The sequence below is a fragment of the Pseudovibrio sp. W64 genome (assembly GCF_001623145.1).
Classification (GTDB): Bacteria; Pseudomonadota; Alphaproteobacteria; order Rhizobiales; family Stappiaceae; genus Pseudovibrio.
Genome location: NZ_LMCI01000043.1, coordinates 40,291 through 57,621, shown reverse-complemented (window position 1 = coordinate 57,621; position 17,331 = coordinate 40,291). Strand labels below are relative to the sequence as shown.

Here is a 17,331-nt window from a genome sequence, read left to right as displayed (position 1 = left end):
AGGTGCCGGCGGCCTTTCTGCTGCCGGGCCTTTTTGCCAGAGCTTATGGCACTTGCTCTTCATGCTCCCTATATTCCACGGGGTAGTTGAACAGGCGGAAACGGAGAATAGTCTAGTATGACGGCAGAGATTCAGGCGGCTCATCCCGGAAAGAACCGGTGGTTTGCACCCTTTGAGTGGATGCTGGCAGGGCGTTATCTGCGCTCCAGACGCAAAGAAACTTTCATTTCAATTATTGCCGGTCTGTCCTTTTTGGGCATCACTTTGGGCGTTGCAACTCTGATCATCGTTATGGCGGTGATGAACGGGTTCCGAACGGAGCTGCTGACCAAAATTCTTGGCATCAACGGACATGTACTTGTGCAGCCCATCGATAGTCCGCTCAATGACTATGAGGCGACCTCGGTCAAACTAGCTGGCATTGACGGTGTTGATTTTGCTATGCCGTTTGTTGAAGGGCAGGCGATGATCTCCGGGCCAAGCGCTGATCTGGGCGCTTTGTTCCGCGGCATTCATAAGGCTGATCTTGATAAGCTGGATCTGGTGTCCGGGAATGTTCTGCTTGGAACGCTGGATGGGTTTGATGATGGTGAAGGTGTTGCCATTGGCTCCCGTCTTGCGCGTCAGCTGGGTGTTACTGTTGGTGATACGGTTCGCGTGATTACTCCGCGTGGCAGCATCACGCCGATGGGGATGACCCCGCGCGTGAAGGGCTATCCGGTCTCTGCGATCTTCCAGATTGGTATGAGCGAATATGATGGCACGATTGCCTTCATGCCGTTTAATGAAGCACAGCTGTACTTCAATAAAGAAGGTCTGGCGACGGGCATTGAGGTCTATGCTGATGACCCGGATGCTGTTGGTCCGCTGCGACCTGTCATTGAAGAAGAGGCTGGACGGCCTGTGTTCGTTTCTGACTGGCGCCAGCGCAATATGACGTTCTTCTCAGCGCTTGAAGTTGAGCGTAACGTGATGTTCCTGATCCTCACGCTGATTGTTCTTGTGGCCGCTCTGAATATCATTTCCGGCATGACCATGCTTGTGAAAGATAAGGGCCGTGATATCGCCGTGCTGCGTACGATGGGTGCAACTCGCGGCGCGGTGATGCGGATCTTCATCATCACGGGGGCCAGCATTGGAACCATTGGTACGTTTGCCGGGTTTATTTTGGGTACTGTGGTGTGCTGGAACATTGAGAGCATTCGTCAGGGGATTTCCTGGTTGACCTCGACCGAGCTGTTCTCGCCTGAGCTTTACTTCCTTTCAAAGCTGCCGGCTGAAATGAATCCAAGTGAGACGACCAGTGTTGTTATTATGGCTTTGGTATTGAGCCTGCTTGCTACGATTTACCCTGCCTGGCGCGCAGCCCGGCTCGATCCTGTTGAGGCTTTGCGCTACGAATGATGAATAAACCAACAAAACCGGTTGCTGGTGTTTCGCTTAAGGGTGAGGAACGCGTTCCTGTTCTGAGTTTGAAGAATGTTGTCCGCGGTTATGTTGAGGGCAACAGCAAACTGGAAATTCTTAAGGGCGCTGACCTTAACCTCTATGAAGGGGAAATGGTTGCGCTCGTGGCACCCTCTGGCGCAGGTAAGTCGACGCTGATGCATCTGGCTGGCCTTTTGGAAATGCCGCAGAGCGGTGAGGTGCTGATTGGCGGGCGGGAATGTTCCAAGCTCAATGATGATGCGCGCACAGCCATTCGGCGGACTGAGGTGGGCTTTGTCTACCAGTTCCATCAGTTGCTGCCAGAGTTTACTGCGCTGGAAAATATTGCATTGCCGCAGATGATTTGCGGACTGAAACGTCAGGATGCGGAAGAACGTGCACGTCAGCTGCTTTCTTATATGCGTCTATCTGAGCGGGAAACTCATCGTCCTGCGGAGCTTTCCGGTGGTGAGCAGCAGCGTGTTGCGATTGCGCGTGCAGTTGCCAATGCGCCGCGTGTTCTGTTGGCGGATGAGCCAACGGGGAACCTTGATCCGAACACCTCGCAGTATGTGTTTGAGGCGCTGACCGCGCTGGTTCGCGCCTCCGGTGTAGCGGCCTTGCTGGCAACCCACAATCTGGAAATTGCAAAACAGATGGACCGACGGATTACACTGCGCGAAGGCAAGGTGGTCGAGCTTCCTTAAATTGGAAATGAGAGTGCGTTCCATTGAGAATCAAATGCCAGCGACCTGTTCGCTGGCATTTTTGTTTTGAGGGGATGTTCTTGTTTTGATGCCTGTTGTTCTCTCTGTCTGATCGCTCAAGCGAGGCTGGTGTTTCGTGATGTATACCTGCCGTGTTAACGCTGACTGGCACTGCAACTTATTGAGTTGCTGAGGGAAATACCTTGCTGTGTTTGAGCGGTGATGTTGGGGGAGTAATGCGTATACCACTCATTAACTATGAGTTTGACCCAGCCAAATTAAGGGTTGAAAGAATGAGAACATTGATAGAACATAACAAATACAAATAGGGTTCAAAATAAGGGTGTTTGTTATGTCATTTGTACTTCGTGAAGCAGCAGCATTCGGTTCTATCGTTCTTTTTGCAAGCAGCTGCCTGATGTGGGGTGATGCGCTGACCCGGATGCTTCCTTAGAAAATACTGAGGAAGAGAGGTTGGGAAACTCGGGATAACCGGTGGTGCGATTTGCCAGGCAATTGCATTTTGCTTTTGGGTCCTCCAAATGAGGTGCTACTGTCGCACATACCTTGCGAACCAAAAGGCTCCAGATGTCATCTCCAGGTTTCGTCCATCTCCGTGTTCACTCGGCTTACTCTTTGCTGGAAGGGGCTCTCCCAATTGGAAAGCTGCTTGATCTGGCTTCCAAGGATGAGCAACCGGCGCTGGCCATTACTGACAGCGGGAACTTGTTTGGTGCGCTTGAGTTTTCTGAAAAAGCTTTTGGCGCGGGTATACAGCCTGTCATTGGTTGTCAGATATCAGTGACCTTTGACGATCAACCTGACGCGGTGGGAGATGAAGCCGTTAGCGATCTGGTTTTTCTCGCCGTGAATAAAGGGGGCTATGAGAACCTCATGGATCTTGTATCAAGAGCCTTTCTTGATACAGAGCCGGGACTCAAAGCCAATGTTCCCCTTTCTCGTGTGTTGGATAAATCCGATGGCCTGATTGTTCTGAGCGGTGCAAGTGATGGTCCTATTAACTCGCAACTGCGAGAGGGGCATGTTGATCTTGCCAAGTCTCGCCTAGAGGTTTTGCAATCCACATTTGGCGATCGTCTATATGTGGAGTTGCAGCGCCACAATATGAAAGGCGAGGAAGATGTTGAGCCTGCGCTCCTGAACCTTGCCTATGATCTGAATATTCCAATTGTTGCGACCAACGAGGCTTATTTCCCTAATCCGGATGATTATGAAGCGCATGATGCCTTGATCGCGATTTCCGAAGGTCGTGTTCTTGTCGAGACGGATCGCCGTCAGCTGACGCCAGATCATTGCTTCAAAACCCGTGAGCAGATGATGGAGCTGTTCTCCGATCTTCCGGAGGCGCTTGAGAACTCCGTGGTGATTGCACGGCGCTGTCATTACCGGCCATTGAAGCGAGATCCTATTCTGCCGCGCTTTGCTGGTGCGGATGCTGATGCTGGCGAAGCGGAGCGTGCTGAGGCGGAAGAGCTGACGCGGCAGGCGAAGGAAGGCTTGCAGGCGCGTCTCGATCTGCATGGTCTGGCACCCGACCTTGAAGAGAAAGATTACTGGGACCGTCTGGATTATGAGCTTGGCATCATTATCCGTATGAAGTTTCCTGGATACTTCCTGATCGTTGCGGACTTTATCAAGTGGGCGAAGAACGAGGACATTCCTGTGGGGCCGGGGCGTGGTTCTGGTGCGGGGTCGCTTGTTGCCTGGTCACTGACCATCACCGATCTTGACCCAATGCGGTTCTCATTGCTGTTCGAGCGCTTCCTGAATCCGGACCGCGTGTCCATGCCGGATTTCGACATCGACTTTTGCCAGAACCGTCGTGAAGAAGTGATCCGGTATGTACAGCGCAAGTATGGCCGCGAGCAGGTGGCACAAATCATCACCTATGGAACGTTGCAGGCCAAGGCGGTGTTGCGTGATGTGGGCCGTGTTCTGCAGATGCCATACGGTCAGGTGGACCGCCTAAGTAAACTGGTTCCCGGCAACCCGGCCAATCCGTGCACACTGCCAGAGGCATTGGAGCAGGAGCCGCGGCTGCGTGAAGCAGCCAAGCAGGAAGAAGTTGTCGACCGCCTGCTGAAGATGGCGCAGAAGCTGGAAGGACTTTATCGTCACGCGTCTACCCACGCAGCGGGTGTGGTGATTGGGGACCGTCCGCTGGAGCAGCTGGTGCCGCTTTACCGAGATCCTCGTTCTGACATGCCTGTTGCTCAGTTCAACATGAAGTGGGTTGAAGCAGCCGGTCTGGTCAAGTTTGACTTTTTGGGTCTGAAAACGCTGACAGTGATTGATACTGCGGTTTCGCACATCAAGAAGCGTGGCATTGAAGTTAAGATCGATGAAATACCGATTGATGACCCCGCGACCTATAAGCTTCTGGCTGCTGGTGAGACGGTTGGCGTGTTCCAGCTGGAAAGTCAGGGCATGCGCCGCGCCATTGCTGGTATGCGGCCTGACCGGTTTGAGGATATCATTGCTCTGGTGGCGCTCTATCGCCCGGGCCCGATGGACAATATCCCGATCTACAACGCGGTAAAACATGGCGAGCAGGAGCCTGATTATCTCCACCCGTTGCTGGAGCCAATTCTGACCGAGACAAACGGCATTATCGTTTATCAGGAACAGGTGATGCAGATTGCTCAGGTGCTGTCTGGTTACTCTCTTGGTGAAGCGGATTTGCTGCGCCGTGCGATGGGTAAGAAGATTGCGGCTGAAATGGAGATCCAGCGCGCCCGCTTTGTTGAGGGGGCGGTTGAGCAGAAGGTCGATAAAAATCAGGCCGGGATGATCTACGATCTGGTGGCCAAGTTCGCGAACTACGGTTTTAACAAATCCCATGCGGCTGCGTATGCGCTTGTGGCCTATCAAACTGCGTGGCTGAAAGCGAACTATCCGGTTGAGTTCCTTGCCGGCATCATGACGCTTGATCTGGGTAATACGGACAAGTTGAGTGACTTCCGTCAGGAAGCGGTGCGTATGGGCATCGAGGTCGTGCCACCCTCCGTCAATAAATCCGGTGTGCATTTTGGCGTGCTTGACGGCAAGATCGTTTACGCCATGGGTGCGATCAAAGGTGTGGGCGAGCAGGCGGTTGAACACATTGTTGACGTGCGTGGAGATGAACCGTTTAAGGATCTGGGTGACTTTGCAACGCGCATCAGTCCGAAGGTTCTTAATAAGCGCACAATCGAGAATCTCATTGCCGCTGGAGCCTTTGATGAACTTAATCCAAACCGTGCGCAGTTGCTTGACGGTCTGGATCGCATCATCGGCATGGCACAGCGGACGGAAGAGAATAAGACATCTGGTCAAAATGATTTCTTTGGCGGAGATAATGCGCCTGAGCCTTTGATCCTTAATCCGACGGATCCGTGGCTGCCATCCGAGCGGCTGCAAAAAGAATATGCGGCGGTCGGCTTTTACATTTCAGCCCATCCGCTCGATGAGTATCGCGAGCTGTTCACCAAGTTGCGTGTGCAGCTTTGGAAGGATTTTGAGCGCTCTGTGAAAGCTGGGTCTTCCGCGGGGAGGCTTGCGGGAACTGTCACGGCAAAGCAGGAGCGCAAAACCCGTACCGGCAACCAGATGGGCATCGTTCGTATTTCTGATCCGACCGGGCAGTATGAAGCGGTGATGTTCTCTGAGACGCTGAACCAATGCCGCGATTTGCTGGAGCCAGGGCAATCTGTTGTGCTGCTGGTGCAGGCAGATATGCGCGATGAGGAAGTCAGTGTTCGCATTTCACAGGTAGAGCCGCTGGAGAAAGTGGCGGGCAGGGTGCATCGAACCCTGCGGATTTTCCTCGGGTCCAGTGAACCGATCCAGAGCCTGCAGCGCCAACTCCGCCGCGGCGGTGATGGTGAAGTGAGCTGCGTTGTGCTGCTGGATAACGGTCAGCGCGAAGTGGAGGTCAAACTCCCCGGCAATTATCAGCTTTCACCGCAACTGTCTGGTGCGTTGAAAACCCTACCGGGCGTGATGGACGTCCAGATGTCCTAGGATGCTTCGGTATATGCAAAAAAGAACCCCGCGGAAGATGTTCGGCGGGGTTTTCTATTTTAGAGCATGTTGCGTTTATTGGTGTTCATGCCAGCTGCTCCGATACTAAAAGATTTTCTGTATGACCTGTTCAGCGCAGGAGTAACCAAGGTTTCTGGCGAAGCGGTCTACGCTCTTTTGTCCTTTCTCAGCCAGATCAGTTAAATCGGCATGATCAGTAACGTTGCAGGTTGAGGCAGCGAGGATTTTGCCATCCTTGGCAGAAACCAGGAGTGCGCGTCCGCGGTAGCGGTAAGCGAGATTTGCGAACCAGCCTGCGCCCTGCATTTCTGACTGATAGGTGACTGTTGATACATCCAAGTAATAACCAGAGTAACCGGTTTCTCTGGCGAGCTTTGTGAGAGCTTTTGCGCGTTTCTCCTCGCTGATGGTCGGTTTGCTATATGGGCCCTTGATCGTGCCCTTAAAGCGGAACTTGTGGGTGCTCTGCAGATATTTGGTCAACCGGTCGCGCATGGCGGTTTGTGGATCGTGTTTCGCTGCGGGAATGGAGGCCATCTCGCCATAGGCGCCAGAGGCTGCATTCATGGCTGTGGTCACAACAATACCCAGCAGACCATGCTGGATGCCATGGGTGTTGATGTGGCCTTCTCTCACATGTCGGTTTTTGATGGGCTTTACTGAGGATTTGGAGATCGTCTTTGCATCAATGTCCGAGAGCTTGACGGTTTTGGCGCAGCCACCCAATGTCAAAGCCACAAGTGCTGCTACTATCAGTTTGTTTGGTGCCATTTTAAAATGTGTCCGAATTGAGTCATTTTGTTGATGTTTTGTTAACTATAACTTTTCGGAATTACTAATATGTAATGCGCATACCCACAGTTTGGTTTGGTGTCTGGTTGCTGTGGTAGAGATGATAAAATTTGGAGTTGTGCAAACAGGGCTGGAGAGCATCTGTTTTACTAATTCGGGCCTATGTGTTGATCTTAATCCTTGAGTGCTTGATCTTCTTGAAAAGGGGTTCTATAAGCGCCCCATCCCGCACGCAGGGCGGGGTTTGTCCTTGTGGCGAGCTCCATCCGGTTAGAGAGTTGCACGGTTGTGCTGCCCTGCGGAGGATTAAACCGGAAAACTAAGGAGAATAAAGGCATGGCTTTGCCTGATTTTACTATGCGTCAGCTTCTTGAAGCAGGCGTCCACTTTGGTCACCAGAAGCACCGCTGGAACCCAAAGATGAACAACTACATCTTCGGTGTTCGCAACAACATTCACATTCTTGATCTTGGTCAGACAGTTCCGCTTCTGCACCAGGCTCTTAAAGCTGTGTCTGACACTGTTGCTGCTGGTGGTCGCGTGCTTTTGGTTGGTACCAAGCGCCAGGCTCAGGAAGCTGTTGCAGAAGCTGCTCGCAACTCTGCTCAGTACTACGTAAACGCTCGTTGGCTCGGCGGCATGCTGACCAACTGGAAGACGATCTCTCAGTCCATCCAGCGTCTGCGTAAAGTTGAAGAACTGCTCGACGGTGGTGATGCAAACCGCATGACCAAAAAAGAGCGTCTGTTCCTTGACCGTGAGCGTCAGAAGCTTGAGCGCAACCTTGGTGGTATTAAAGACATGGGCGGTATTCCCGACCTGATCTTTGTTATCGACACCAACCGCGAAGCTAACGCAATTCAGGAAGCTCGTCGTCTGGGCATTCCGGTTGCTGCGATCCTGGATTCCAACTGTGATCCAGATGGCATTACTTACCCTGTACCGGGTAACGATGATGCTGGTCGTGCAATTACTCTTTACACAGACCTGATCGCACGCGCTGCTATTGACGGCATCGCACGCGCATCCGGTTCTATGGGTATCGATCTCGGCGAATCTGAAGAACTCCTTGAAGAGCCTGTTCTTGCTGAAGAAGCTGCTCCTGCAGCTGAAGCTGACAAGAGCGAAGGCTAAGGTTTTCTCTCGGGAAGCGCATTTATGCGCTTCCCCTCCAGTTTTTATGTGATTTTTCGTCTGTTTTACTGCGAAGGGTCACGGTCGCTATGCGATAAATCGGATGAATCCGCAGGGAAGTCGGCTTCCTCTGATTTTTTTATGACACACTCCCGTCCATGAGGCGTACGATGAGCATTACCGCTGCTATGGTAAAAGAGCTCCGCGAAACAAGCGGTGCTGGCATGATGGATTGTAAAGCTGCCCTGAAAGAAACAGGCGGTGATATGGAAGCAGCTGTTGACTGGCTGCGTACCAAAGGCCTTGCAAAGGCTGCTAAGAAGGCTGGCCGTGTTGCGGCTGAAGGTCTTGTTGCAGTTGCTGCAGATGGCAACAAAGCTGTTGTTGTTGAGGTTAACTCCGAAACAGACTTCGTTGCTCGTAACGAAAACTTCCAGAAGCTGGTTCGCGATATCGCTGCAACCGCGCTTACTGTTGATGGTGACGTTGAGAAGCTTGCTGCAGCACCTTACCCAGGTTCTGACAAGAGCGTTGAAGGCGAACTGAAGGAAGCTGTTGGCACCATCGGTGAAAACATGACCCTTCGTCGTTCTGCTGGTCTGTCTGTTTCTGAAGGTGTTGTTGCTTCTTACATGCACAACGCTGCTGGCGACGGCCTTGGCAAAATCGGTGTTCTGGTTGCTCTTGAATCTGCAGGTGATGCAGACAAGCTGGCAGCTTTGGGTAAACAGATTGCAATGCACGTTGCAGCGACCAACCCAATGGCACTGAACACTGACGAGCTGGATGCAGACGCTGTTGAGCGTGAGCGCACTGTTTACATGGAACAGGCTCGTGAGTCTGGTAAGCCTGAAAGCATCATCGAGAAGATGGTTGAAGGTCGCCTGCGTAAGTTCTATGAAGAAGTTACGCTGGTTAAGCAGTCTTTCGTTATCAACCCTGATCTGACTGTAGAGAAGGCCGTTGAAGAAACAGCTAAAGAAATCGGTTCTCCAATCAAACTCACCGGCTTTGTTCGCATCGCCCTTGGTGAAGGTATTGAAAAAGAAGAATCAGACTTCGCAGCTGAAGTTGCTGCTGCTGCTGGTAACTAATTTATTGAGGGCGTCGACTCAGTCGACGCCCTCTTTGTATCTGGATGCATGAAAAGAGGTTTACTATGTCTGAGGGTGTTCGCTGGAAACGAGTTCTTCTGAAACTTTCAGGGGAAGCGCTGATGGGCGACCAGGACTTTGGTATCGATCCAAAGGTGGTTGAACGGGTAGCAGCGGAAATTTCAGAGGCTGTAAATCTGGGTGCCCAGTTCGGCATCGTTGTTGGTGGCGGTAACATCTTCCGCGGTGTGGCTCTGGCAGCCAAAGGCGCTAACCGTGTGACCGGCGACCATATGGGTATGCTGGCAACCATTATGAATTCGCTCACGCTTGCCGATGCGCTTCGTCAGCGCGGTATTCAGGCGCGTGTGCTTTCCGCTGTTCCTGTGCCGTCGATTTGTGAGAGCTTTACTCAGCGCGGCGCAGAGCGTTACATGGAAGACGGGGACGTTATTCTGTTTGCCGGTGGTACGGGCAATCCGTTCTTTACCACTGATTCTGGTGCGGCACTGCGTGCGGCAGAGATGCAGTGTGATGTGTTCCTCAAGGGTACCAGTGTTGATGGCGTTTATGACGCTGATCCTAAGCTTAAGCCTGATGCAAAGCGTTTTGACACGCTTACACCGGGGGAAGTTCTTGAAAAGAACCTTAAAGTCATGGATGCGACCGCGATTGCACTTGCCCGGGACAACTCTATTCCTGTAGTTGTCTTTTCCATCAAGACCTCCAGCGCGCTTGTTAATGTGCTGCGCGGGCAGGGGCTGTTTACGGTCATTGAAGACTAACGGGCATCAGCTGGTGTCTTAACTGTCGGATTTTGACCCGGGCCGGTTTTTGTTTTGGAATGCCGGTCCGTTAAAATGATAGGTGAAAGAGGAAATTATGTCAGAGCTGGACTATGACGATCTTGACCGCCGCATGAATGGTGCGATCACAGCTTTGAAGCATGAATTTGCTGGTCTTCGTACTGGTCGTGCTTCTGCAAGTATGCTGGACACAATCACTGTGGAGGCTTATGGCGCTCCAATGCCGATCAACCAGGTCGCGACAGTCAGTGTTCCAGAGCCGCGCATGATTTCTGTTCAGGTCTGGGATCGTTCCATGATGCAGGCCACTGAAAAAGCTATCCGTGAATCCAGCCTTGGTCTAAACCCGGTTGTGGATGGCATGGTGCTGCGTTTGCCAATTCCTGAGCTTAATGAAGAGCGTCGTCAAGAACTTGTCAAAGTTGCGCATAAATTTGCCGAGCAAGCGAAGATCGCTGCACGTCATGTTCGCCGCGATGGCATGGAAACCATCAAAAAGCTCGAAAAAGCTGGTGAGATGGGGGAAGACGATGCGCGGTCAGCTTCTGACAGGGTTCAGAAGATGACTGACGACATTATTGGTGAAGTTGATTCTGTACTTGCCAAAAAAGAACAGGAAATCAAGCAGGTTTAATCCTGTTTGCAAGCGGGGGCTATATGGCGGCGAGCGTTGAATTTGAGGCAGTTGATGCAAATTCCGAAATCGGACTTTTGAGTGTGCCTCGTCACGTCGCCATCATTATGGATGGTAATGGCCGTTGGGCAACTCGCCGGGGCCTTCCGCGCACTGAAGGGCATCGGCGCGGTGTGAAAACACTGCGCGAAGCCGTTAAACACGCACAAAAGCGCGGGATCTCCTACCTGACGCTTTTTAGCTTTTCTTCTGAGAACTGGGCGCGCCCGCAACAGGAAGTTTCTTTCCTGTTGGCCTTGCTGCGCCGGTTTGTACGCGATGACATTAAGGAACTCACTAAGACTAATGTGAGGGTTCGTGTCATCGGGTCCAAAGAAAATCTCGATAAATCCATGCTGACCCTGCTTAATGATGCGGAACGAGAGACCGCTCATTGTACCGGGCTGGTGCTGGTTATTGCTTTTAACTACGGAGCGCGGGACGAGTTCGTCCGAGCTGCACGGCAACTGGCGCAGCGCGTGGAAGCTGGTGAGTTGAGAGCTGCTGACATTGGGGAGGATGATGTCAGTACTTGTCTGGATACCCGTGATATTCCGGATCCAGACCTCATAGTCCGCACAGGGGGAGAACAGCGACTTTCCAACTTCCTGTTGTGGCAGGCTGCTTATGCCGAATTTTATTTTGCTCCTACGCCCTGGCCTGAGTTTAACTCAGATGCTTTTGATGATGCTTTGCTGGCGTTCTCTAACCGTGACCGGCGGTATGGGGGTTTGAGCTCTGACGCGACTGGGACGTAATGCCTGACAAAAACAATCAGAACAATTCTGAAGGCGCTTCCGGAGGAATTATCCGGCGCGTGCTAAATGCAAATCCTGATTTGCTGGTACGCGCTCTTTCTGCAGTTATTCTTGCTCCTGTCGCGCTGGCGCTGACATGGGCAGGTGGTTTCTGGTTTGCTGGCCTCGTGCTTGTTGGCATGCTGATTGTTTACTGGGAATGGTACAAGATCATTTTGCAAAATGCTCAGCGACCTGTTGTGCTGCTGGGCTACCTGTTTCTTCTCTTCATTGGCTTTAGTTACTTTCAGGCGCAGCCGCTCTGGATTGCCGGAGCGCTGATTGCTGGTGCTGTGGTACTTTACGGTGCTGGTGGCTTTGACCGGACGGCGCGCTGGGTGAGTGAGGGCTACGTTTACGCTGGCCTGACATTTGTTTCATTGCTGGCGCTGCGGGAAGGGGATGAAGGGCTGTTCTTCATCATCTATCTCTTCCTTGTGGTCTGGGGGACCGATATTGCGGCCTATGTGTGTGGTCGCAGCTTTGGCGGACCTAAGCTTTGGCCTGCTGTTTCTCCAAACAAAACCTGGAGCGGTGCTATTGGCGGCGTGGTCTTTTCTTCGCTTTTAGGAATGGGCTTTGTTGCTGTTGCGGGTGGTTCTCAGCTGGTCTGGGCTTTTGGGCTTGCTGTTGTTCTTTCTGCAGTCTCTCAGCTTGGAGACCTGTTTGAAAGCTCCATGAAGCGCCGCTTTAAGGTGAAAGACTCCAGTCGCCTTATTCCCGGGCATGGTGGGCTGCTTGATCGCGTTGATGGCCTTGTCGCTGCCGCTGTGTTTGCCTATGTGGTTGGTGTAGTGTTTGGCGGTCAGCTGTTTGATCCAAATGCAGGGTTGATGCTGTTTGCATCCTGATACTGCTGATTTTTGTGCTTCGCCCACGGTTCTGTTGATTTGCAAGGGTTGTTGATATGACAAAATCTCTCACTGTGTTGGGAGCAACCGGATCGGTTGGAGCCAGTACGCTCAAAGTTATTGCGCACAGCCCTAAGCGTTATGAAGTCAATGTACTTGTTGCAGGCCGCAATGTTGATGCGCTTGCGAAGGCGTGCCGGGAGACTGGCGCAAAGCATGCGGTCATTGGTGATGCCTCTAAATACGAAGATCTTAAAGCAGCACTCGCCGGTACTGGCGTTGAGGTTTCTGCAGGTCGTGAGGCTGTGCTGGAGGCGGCTAGCCAGAAGGTAGATGTGCTGGTTTCTGCTATGGTGGGAGCCGCAGGGCTGGAGCCGACCATTGAGGGGATCAAGGCAGGCAGCAATATCGCTCTTGCCAATAAAGAAACCATGGTGTGTGCAGGTACGATTGTGTGTGAGCTGGCTGAAAAGCATGGCTCCAAACTGCTGCCGATGGATTCAGAGCATAACGCTATTTTTCAGGTGTTTGAGCAGGATGACCCCAAAGCTGTCGACAAAGTGATTGTCACAGCTTCCGGTGGACCGTTTCGGACATCGACACTGGATGAGATGCGTGTTGCCACGCCTGAGGTGGCGCTGAAGCATCCAAACTGGTCCATGGGGCGGCGGATTACCATTGATAGTGCTTCTATGGTGAACAAAGGTCTTGAGCTGATTGAAGCCTATCACCTGTTCCCTATTACCGCTGATCAGCTGGATGTGGTTGTCCATCCACAATCAATTGTCCATGGCATGGTTAGATATTGTGATGGGTCATTATTGGCCCATATGGCGGTTCCGGACATGTGCGGGCCAATTGCTCATTGTCTGGCATACCCAACCCGAAAGACGGCTCCGGTTGCGGATCTTGATCTGGGGATGATTGGGCGTCTGGACTTTGAAAAGCCTGATTTTGAGCGTTTTCCTGCGCTGTCACTTGCACGTAAAGTGATGGAACTTGGCGATGGGGCAGGGACGATTTTTAACGCAGCTGACGAAGTGGCGGTGGAAGCCTTCCTTGGACGGAAGATCGGCTTCCTCCAGATCCCAGAGCTTCTTGAGGATGTTCTGAATCGGCTTCATACGCAAAATATGCTAGATTGTTCAGATCAGCTGGAGGAGATTCTTCAGTTGGATCAGGTAGCGCGTCGAGTTGCAAACGAAGTTATTGGGAAGATGGCCGCCTAATCCGGCGCTTCCTTTAAAAAATAAGGTAAGGCTGTTCGCATGGACGTTCTGAGTTCAGTTCTTGGTGGTTCGCTCGGAGTCATCATTCCCTTCTTGGCTGTGCTTACTGTGGTTGTTTTCTTCCATGAGCTAGGGCATTTCCTCGTCGCGCGTTGGTGCGGGGTGAAGGTTCTTGCATTCTCAGTCGGGTTTGGACCGGAACTGTTGGGTCGCAATGACAAGCATGGGACGCGCTGGAAGGTCTGTGCCATTCCGCTGGGTGGCTATGTGAAGTTCTCAGGTGATGAGAATGCTGCAAGCGTGCCAGACCGTGATGAGCAAGCCAAAATGGATGAGGAGATGCGCCGGACTGCGTTCTTTGCGAAGAACCCGTGGCAGCGCTCCGCAATTGTGGCCGCAGGGCCTATTGCCAATTTTATCCTCGCTATTCTTATCTTTGCAGGAATGTTTGGATTTTTAGGAAAATTCGAAACATTGCCGCGTGTGGATCAGGTGCGACCTGGTAGTGCGGCTGAAATGGCCGGCATTTTGCCAGGGGATTTGATCCTCTCGATTGATGGCAATCCAGTAGAAAGTTTCAATGATGTGCAGCGGGTCGTGACGGCGAGTGCGGGCGTTCCGATGCAGATCGATGTGGAGCGCGGGGATGCTGTCGAGCGCCTTACTGCAACGCCAGAACTACAGGAAATCAGTGATGGTTTTGGGAATACGCAGAAGGTTGGAATTCTTGGAATTCAGCGAAATACTTCTCAGGAAGATATCATAGTCAAGCGTTTTGGCCCGGTGGAAGCTGTGGGTGAAGGGGTAAAAGAGACATGGTACATTCTTGATAGGACATTAGGTTATATTGGCGGTCTTTTCCTCGGTAAAGAAGATCCGGACCAACTAGGTGGTCCGATTCGCGTAGCACAAATTTCCGGGCAAGTTGCGACCCATGGTATTTTACCGCTAATTAACCTTACCGCAGTTTTGTCAATTTCTATTGGTTTACTCAACCTTATGCCTGTTCCCATGCTGGATGGCGGGCATCTGCTGTACTACATCATCGAGATCGTAAGGGGTAAGCCGTTGAGTGAAAAACTGCAGGATTTCGGGTTCCGGATAGGAATCACTCTGGTTCTGCTTCTAATGGTTTTTGCGACCTGGAATGATCTGCGGTCGATAATCGGCTCTTAGGTAAGTTGCGTAACCAAAGGTTGGGCAAAGGATTGGGCAAATTGCATTAAATCCAGTTGTGTCGCCTTGCTTTACTCTGAAAACCTTGTACAAAGTTCCTAGGTGTTTCAGATTCTATCCATTACCCTGAGGCGCATTAGTGATCTGAGGATCAGGGGACTAATGCAACTTTAGGCTGAAAATAAAAGGCATAGCAGTTCTATGCAGTCATTTAAGAACCTGTCACGTGTGTCGCTTTTGGCAATGGCCGTTGCAGCTACTACTACAGTTGCTCCGGTTGGGGTTCCGTTTATCGGAACAGGGGTTGCCGAGGCCGCGGTGGTTAACAAGATTGTCGTTAACGGTGCAACGCGCATCGAAAGCGAAACAGTTCGCAACTACCTGACTATCCGTCCAGGGAAATCGTTTTCTGCAATTGATATCGACGAGAGCCTGACCACGCTTTATGCGACCGGTCTGTTTGCTGATGTTTCCATCGAGCAACGCGGCGGCACTCTTGTTGTTGATGTTAAAGAAAATCCAGTTATCGGCAAAATCTCCTTTGAGGGTAACAAGCGACTGAAAGACGAAGCTCTGCAATCAGTCGTTCGTTCTTCTGAACGGTCCATGCTGACACGTGCGCGTGTTCAGTCTGATGCTCAGAACCTTCTGGAAGCTTATCGTCGCTCCGGTCGCTATCGTGCGTCTGTTGAGCCGAAGATTATTGAGCGCGCTAATAACCGTGTGGATCTGGTTTTTGAAATCGAAGAAGGGGATAAGACGGGTGTTGCCCGTATTTCCTTCATCGGTAACCAAGCCTTCTCTGACGGCTACCTGCGTGAGCAGATCCAGACCCGCGAAAGTGGCTTCCTCGGCTGGTTGCGTACAACTGATGTTTATGATCCTGATCGTCTCGATGTAGATGAAGAATCTTTGCGTCAGTTCTACTACCAGAAGGGTTACGCTGACTTCCGCGTTGTTTCTGCTGTTGCAGATCTGGACCGTGAGCAAAACATCTTCTACGTGACGTTCACTGTTGATGAAGGTGAGCAGTACGAGTTCGGTGATATCGAAATCGATACCTCCTTGTCTGCTGTTGACCCAGAGGCGATGCGCCAGTATCTGCGCACTCAGTCTGGTGATACCTACAACTCTTTAGAAGTTGAAAAGACGCTTGAAGCTCTGACGCTGGAAGTTTCCAAGGCAGGCTATGCGTTTGCTCAGGTTCGCCCTCGTGGTGAGCGTGATTATGAGAACAAGACAGTCTCGATTACTTATTTGATCGAAGAAGGTCCACGCGTTTATGTTGAGCGTATCAACGTTCGTGGTAACGACCGTACACGTGAGTACGTGATCCGCCGCGAATTCGATCTCGCTGAAGGTGATGCTTACAACCGTATCCTTCTGGATAAGGCTGAGCGTCGTCTGCGCAACACGCGTTACTTCCAGAATGTGCGTATTACGCGTCAGCAGGGCAGTGCTCCTGACCGTGTGATCATCAACGTGGATGTTGAAGAGCAGCCAACCGGTGAAGTTTCATTCGGTGTGGGTTACTCCACCTCTGACGGTGTGATTGGTGATATCTCCATCACCGAGCGCAACTTCCTTGGTCGCGGTCAGTACGTTAAAGCTGCTGTTGGTGGTGGTACCGATAACCAGAAGTATGAGTTCAAATTCGTTGAGCCGTTCTTCATGGGGCGTCGTATCTCCGCAGGTCTGGATGTATACCGCCGCGTATACGATCAGAACAGCTCCCGTGCTTATGAAGAGCAGACAACTGGTGGTGCGATTAACTTCGGCCTTCCGCTTCGCGAAGACGAACTGACGCTTAACCTGTTCTACAAGCTTTACCAGCGCGATCTGACACGTAGTGACTCTACTGGCATTAGCGATTGTGAGCCTGGTGTGTCTTTGGGTGTCTGTGACTCCCTTGGGCAGTACACGACTTCACTTGCGGGCTTCTCGCTCGTCTACAATACTCTGGACAACAACCTGAACCCACGTGACGGTTATGTCGCTTCCTACGAGCAGGAAGTTGCGGGTCTCGGCGGAGAGTCTCAGTATGTTCGTGGTCAGTTTAAGGGTAGCGCATTTGAAGAGCTCTACGCTGAATGGGGTCTTGTTGGTTTTGTGAAGGGTTCTGCCGGTTACATCGAATCTATCGGTAACCGTCTGCGCGTGACTGATCAGTTCCAGGGTTCACCTGACAGAATTCGTGGTTTTGCAACCAACGGTTATGGTCCTCGTGATGAAAACGGTGGCGATGCCTTGGGTGGTAAATACTACGTTGCAGGTACCGTTGAAGGTCAGTTCCCATTCCCAGTCTTCCCTGAAGAACTTGGATTGTCGGGCGCAGTCTTCGCTGATGCGGGTTCTCTCTGGGGTGTGGATAGCGAACTGTCTTCTGTAATCGGAAGCGGTATCCAGTCTGAAGACTTCGATCTTCGTGCTTCCGTTGGTGTTGGGGTGTTGTGGCAGTCGCCGTTTGGGCCGCTGCGTGCTGACTTTGCTTGGCCTGTGCTCAAAAACGATGTTGATGAAACGCAGGTATTCAAGCTCAGTGGTGGTACACGCTTCTGATCTAGTGAAAATTTGATTATAATCGGTCGCCGATACCCTCG

General features: G+C 51.8%; 13 protein-coding genes. 12 read left to right on the top strand and 1 reads right to left on the bottom strand.

Annotation, left to right across the window (positions count from 1 at the left end):
* Positions 1–180 precede the first annotated feature (180 nt).
* The 3 genes from PsW64_RS24245 (at position 181) to dnaE (ending at position 6,158) form a co-directional block, all read left to right on the top strand.
* Complete coding sequence (locus PsW64_RS24245; RefSeq protein WP_082831219.1) at positions 181–1,404, top strand: lipoprotein-releasing ABC transporter permease subunit; 1,224 nt, start codon at positions 181–183, stop codon at positions 1,402–1,404.
* On the top strand, positions 1,404–2,135 hold the full coding sequence (locus PsW64_RS24240) for an ABC transporter ATP-binding protein (RefSeq protein ID WP_063289363.1): 732 nt from the start codon (positions 1,404–1,406) through the stop codon (positions 2,133–2,135). The genes PsW64_RS24245 and PsW64_RS24240 overlap by 1 nt, the downstream gene beginning before the upstream one ends.
* A 588-nt stretch (positions 2,136–2,723) precedes the next feature.
* Positions 2,724–6,158, top strand: a complete 3,435-nt coding sequence (dnaE, locus tag PsW64_RS24235; RefSeq protein WP_063292460.1) for a DNA polymerase III subunit alpha — start codon at positions 2,724–2,726, stop codon at positions 6,156–6,158.
* A 105-nt stretch (positions 6,159–6,263) separates the two neighbouring features.
* Here dnaE and PsW64_RS24230 read toward each other — a convergent pair whose 3' ends face one another.
* Positions 6,264–6,950 (bottom strand): hypothetical protein, encoded by a 687-nt coding sequence (locus PsW64_RS24230; protein WP_063292461.1) that lies wholly within the window; start codon positions 6,948–6,950, stop codon positions 6,264–6,266.
* 357 nt (positions 6,951–7,307) lie between these two features.
* On the opposite strand from PsW64_RS24230, the gene rpsB reads away from it, so the two are divergent.
* The 9 genes from rpsB (at position 7,308) to bamA (ending at position 17,290) form a co-directional block, all read left to right on the top strand.
* Positions 7,308–8,105 (top strand): 30S ribosomal protein S2, encoded by a 798-nt coding sequence (rpsB, locus tag PsW64_RS24225; RefSeq protein WP_057465538.1) that lies wholly within the window; start codon positions 7,308–7,310, stop codon positions 8,103–8,105.
* Positions 8,106–8,275: 170 nt separating this feature from the next.
* Positions 8,276–9,199, top strand: a complete 924-nt coding sequence (gene tsf, locus PsW64_RS24220; RefSeq protein WP_063289013.1) for a translation elongation factor Ts — start codon at positions 8,276–8,278, stop codon at positions 9,197–9,199.
* Positions 9,200–9,264: 65 nt separating this feature from the next.
* On the top strand, positions 9,265–9,984 hold the full coding sequence (gene pyrH, locus PsW64_RS24215) for a UMP kinase (RefSeq protein ID WP_057465535.1): 720 nt from the start codon (positions 9,265–9,267) through the stop codon (positions 9,982–9,984).
* A gap of 97 nt (positions 9,985–10,081) precedes the next feature.
* Positions 10,082–10,639, top strand: coding sequence for a ribosome recycling factor (gene frr / locus PsW64_RS24210; protein WP_057465533.1), 558 nt, complete (start codon positions 10,082–10,084; stop codon positions 10,637–10,639).
* A 23-nt stretch (positions 10,640–10,662) separates the two neighbouring features.
* Positions 10,663–11,436: an isoprenyl transferase gene (locus PsW64_RS24205; RefSeq protein WP_063289012.1), complete on the top strand. Its 774-nt coding sequence runs from the start codon at positions 10,663–10,665 to the stop codon at positions 11,434–11,436.
* On the top strand, positions 11,436–12,326 hold the full coding sequence (locus PsW64_RS24200) for a phosphatidate cytidylyltransferase (protein WP_063305290.1): 891 nt from the start codon (positions 11,436–11,438) through the stop codon (positions 12,324–12,326). The genes PsW64_RS24205 and PsW64_RS24200 overlap by 1 nt, the downstream gene beginning before the upstream one ends.
* A 56-nt stretch (positions 12,327–12,382) precedes the next feature.
* Entirely contained in the window at positions 12,383–13,555 is a 1,173-nt protein-coding gene (gene dxr, locus PsW64_RS24195; RefSeq protein WP_063305289.1) for a 1-deoxy-D-xylulose-5-phosphate reductoisomerase, read from the top strand.
* A gap of 39 nt (positions 13,556–13,594) precedes the next feature.
* Positions 13,595–14,731, top strand: coding sequence for an RIP metalloprotease RseP (gene rseP, locus PsW64_RS24190; RefSeq protein WP_063292464.1), 1,137 nt, complete (start codon positions 13,595–13,597; stop codon positions 14,729–14,731).
* A gap of 201 nt (positions 14,732–14,932) precedes the next feature.
* The gene (bamA, locus tag PsW64_RS24185) at positions 14,933–17,290 is read left to right on the top strand and encodes an outer membrane protein assembly factor BamA (protein WP_063289008.1); all 2,358 of its coding nucleotides are present in this window, start codon (positions 14,933–14,935) and stop codon (positions 17,288–17,290) included.
* Positions 17,291–17,331 lie beyond the last annotated feature (41 nt).

Coding starts and splice junctions, on each gene's coding strand:
- bamA (WP_063289008.1), top strand. CDS start 14,933: ATGCAGTCATTTAAGAACCTGTCACGTGTGTCGCTTTTGGCAATGGCC.
- dnaE (WP_063292460.1), top strand. CDS start 2,724: ATGTCATCTCCAGGTTTCGTCCATCTCCGTGTTCACTCGGCTTACTCT.
- PsW64_RS24200 (WP_063305290.1), top strand. CDS start 11,436: ATGCCTGACAAAAACAATCAGAACAATTCTGAAGGCGCTTCCGGAGGA.
- PsW64_RS24230 (WP_063292461.1), bottom strand. CDS start 6,950: ATGGCACCAAACAAACTGATAGTAGCAGCACTTGTGGCTTTGACATTG.
- pyrH (WP_057465535.1), top strand. CDS start 9,265: ATGTCTGAGGGTGTTCGCTGGAAACGAGTTCTTCTGAAACTTTCAGGG.
- rpsB (WP_057465538.1), top strand. CDS start 7,308: ATGGCTTTGCCTGATTTTACTATGCGTCAGCTTCTTGAAGCAGGCGTC.
- PsW64_RS24205 (WP_063289012.1), top strand. CDS start 10,663: ATGGCGGCGAGCGTTGAATTTGAGGCAGTTGATGCAAATTCCGAAATC.
- tsf (WP_063289013.1), top strand. CDS start 8,276: ATGAGCATTACCGCTGCTATGGTAAAAGAGCTCCGCGAAACAAGCGGT.
- rseP (WP_063292464.1), top strand. CDS start 13,595: ATGGACGTTCTGAGTTCAGTTCTTGGTGGTTCGCTCGGAGTCATCATT.
- PsW64_RS24245 (WP_082831219.1), top strand. CDS start 181: ATGCTGGCAGGGCGTTATCTGCGCTCCAGACGCAAAGAAACTTTCATT.
- dxr (WP_063305289.1), top strand. CDS start 12,383: ATGACAAAATCTCTCACTGTGTTGGGAGCAACCGGATCGGTTGGAGCC.
- frr (WP_057465533.1), top strand. CDS start 10,082: ATGTCAGAGCTGGACTATGACGATCTTGACCGCCGCATGAATGGTGCG.
- PsW64_RS24240 (WP_063289363.1), top strand. CDS start 1,404: ATGAATAAACCAACAAAACCGGTTGCTGGTGTTTCGCTTAAGGGTGAG.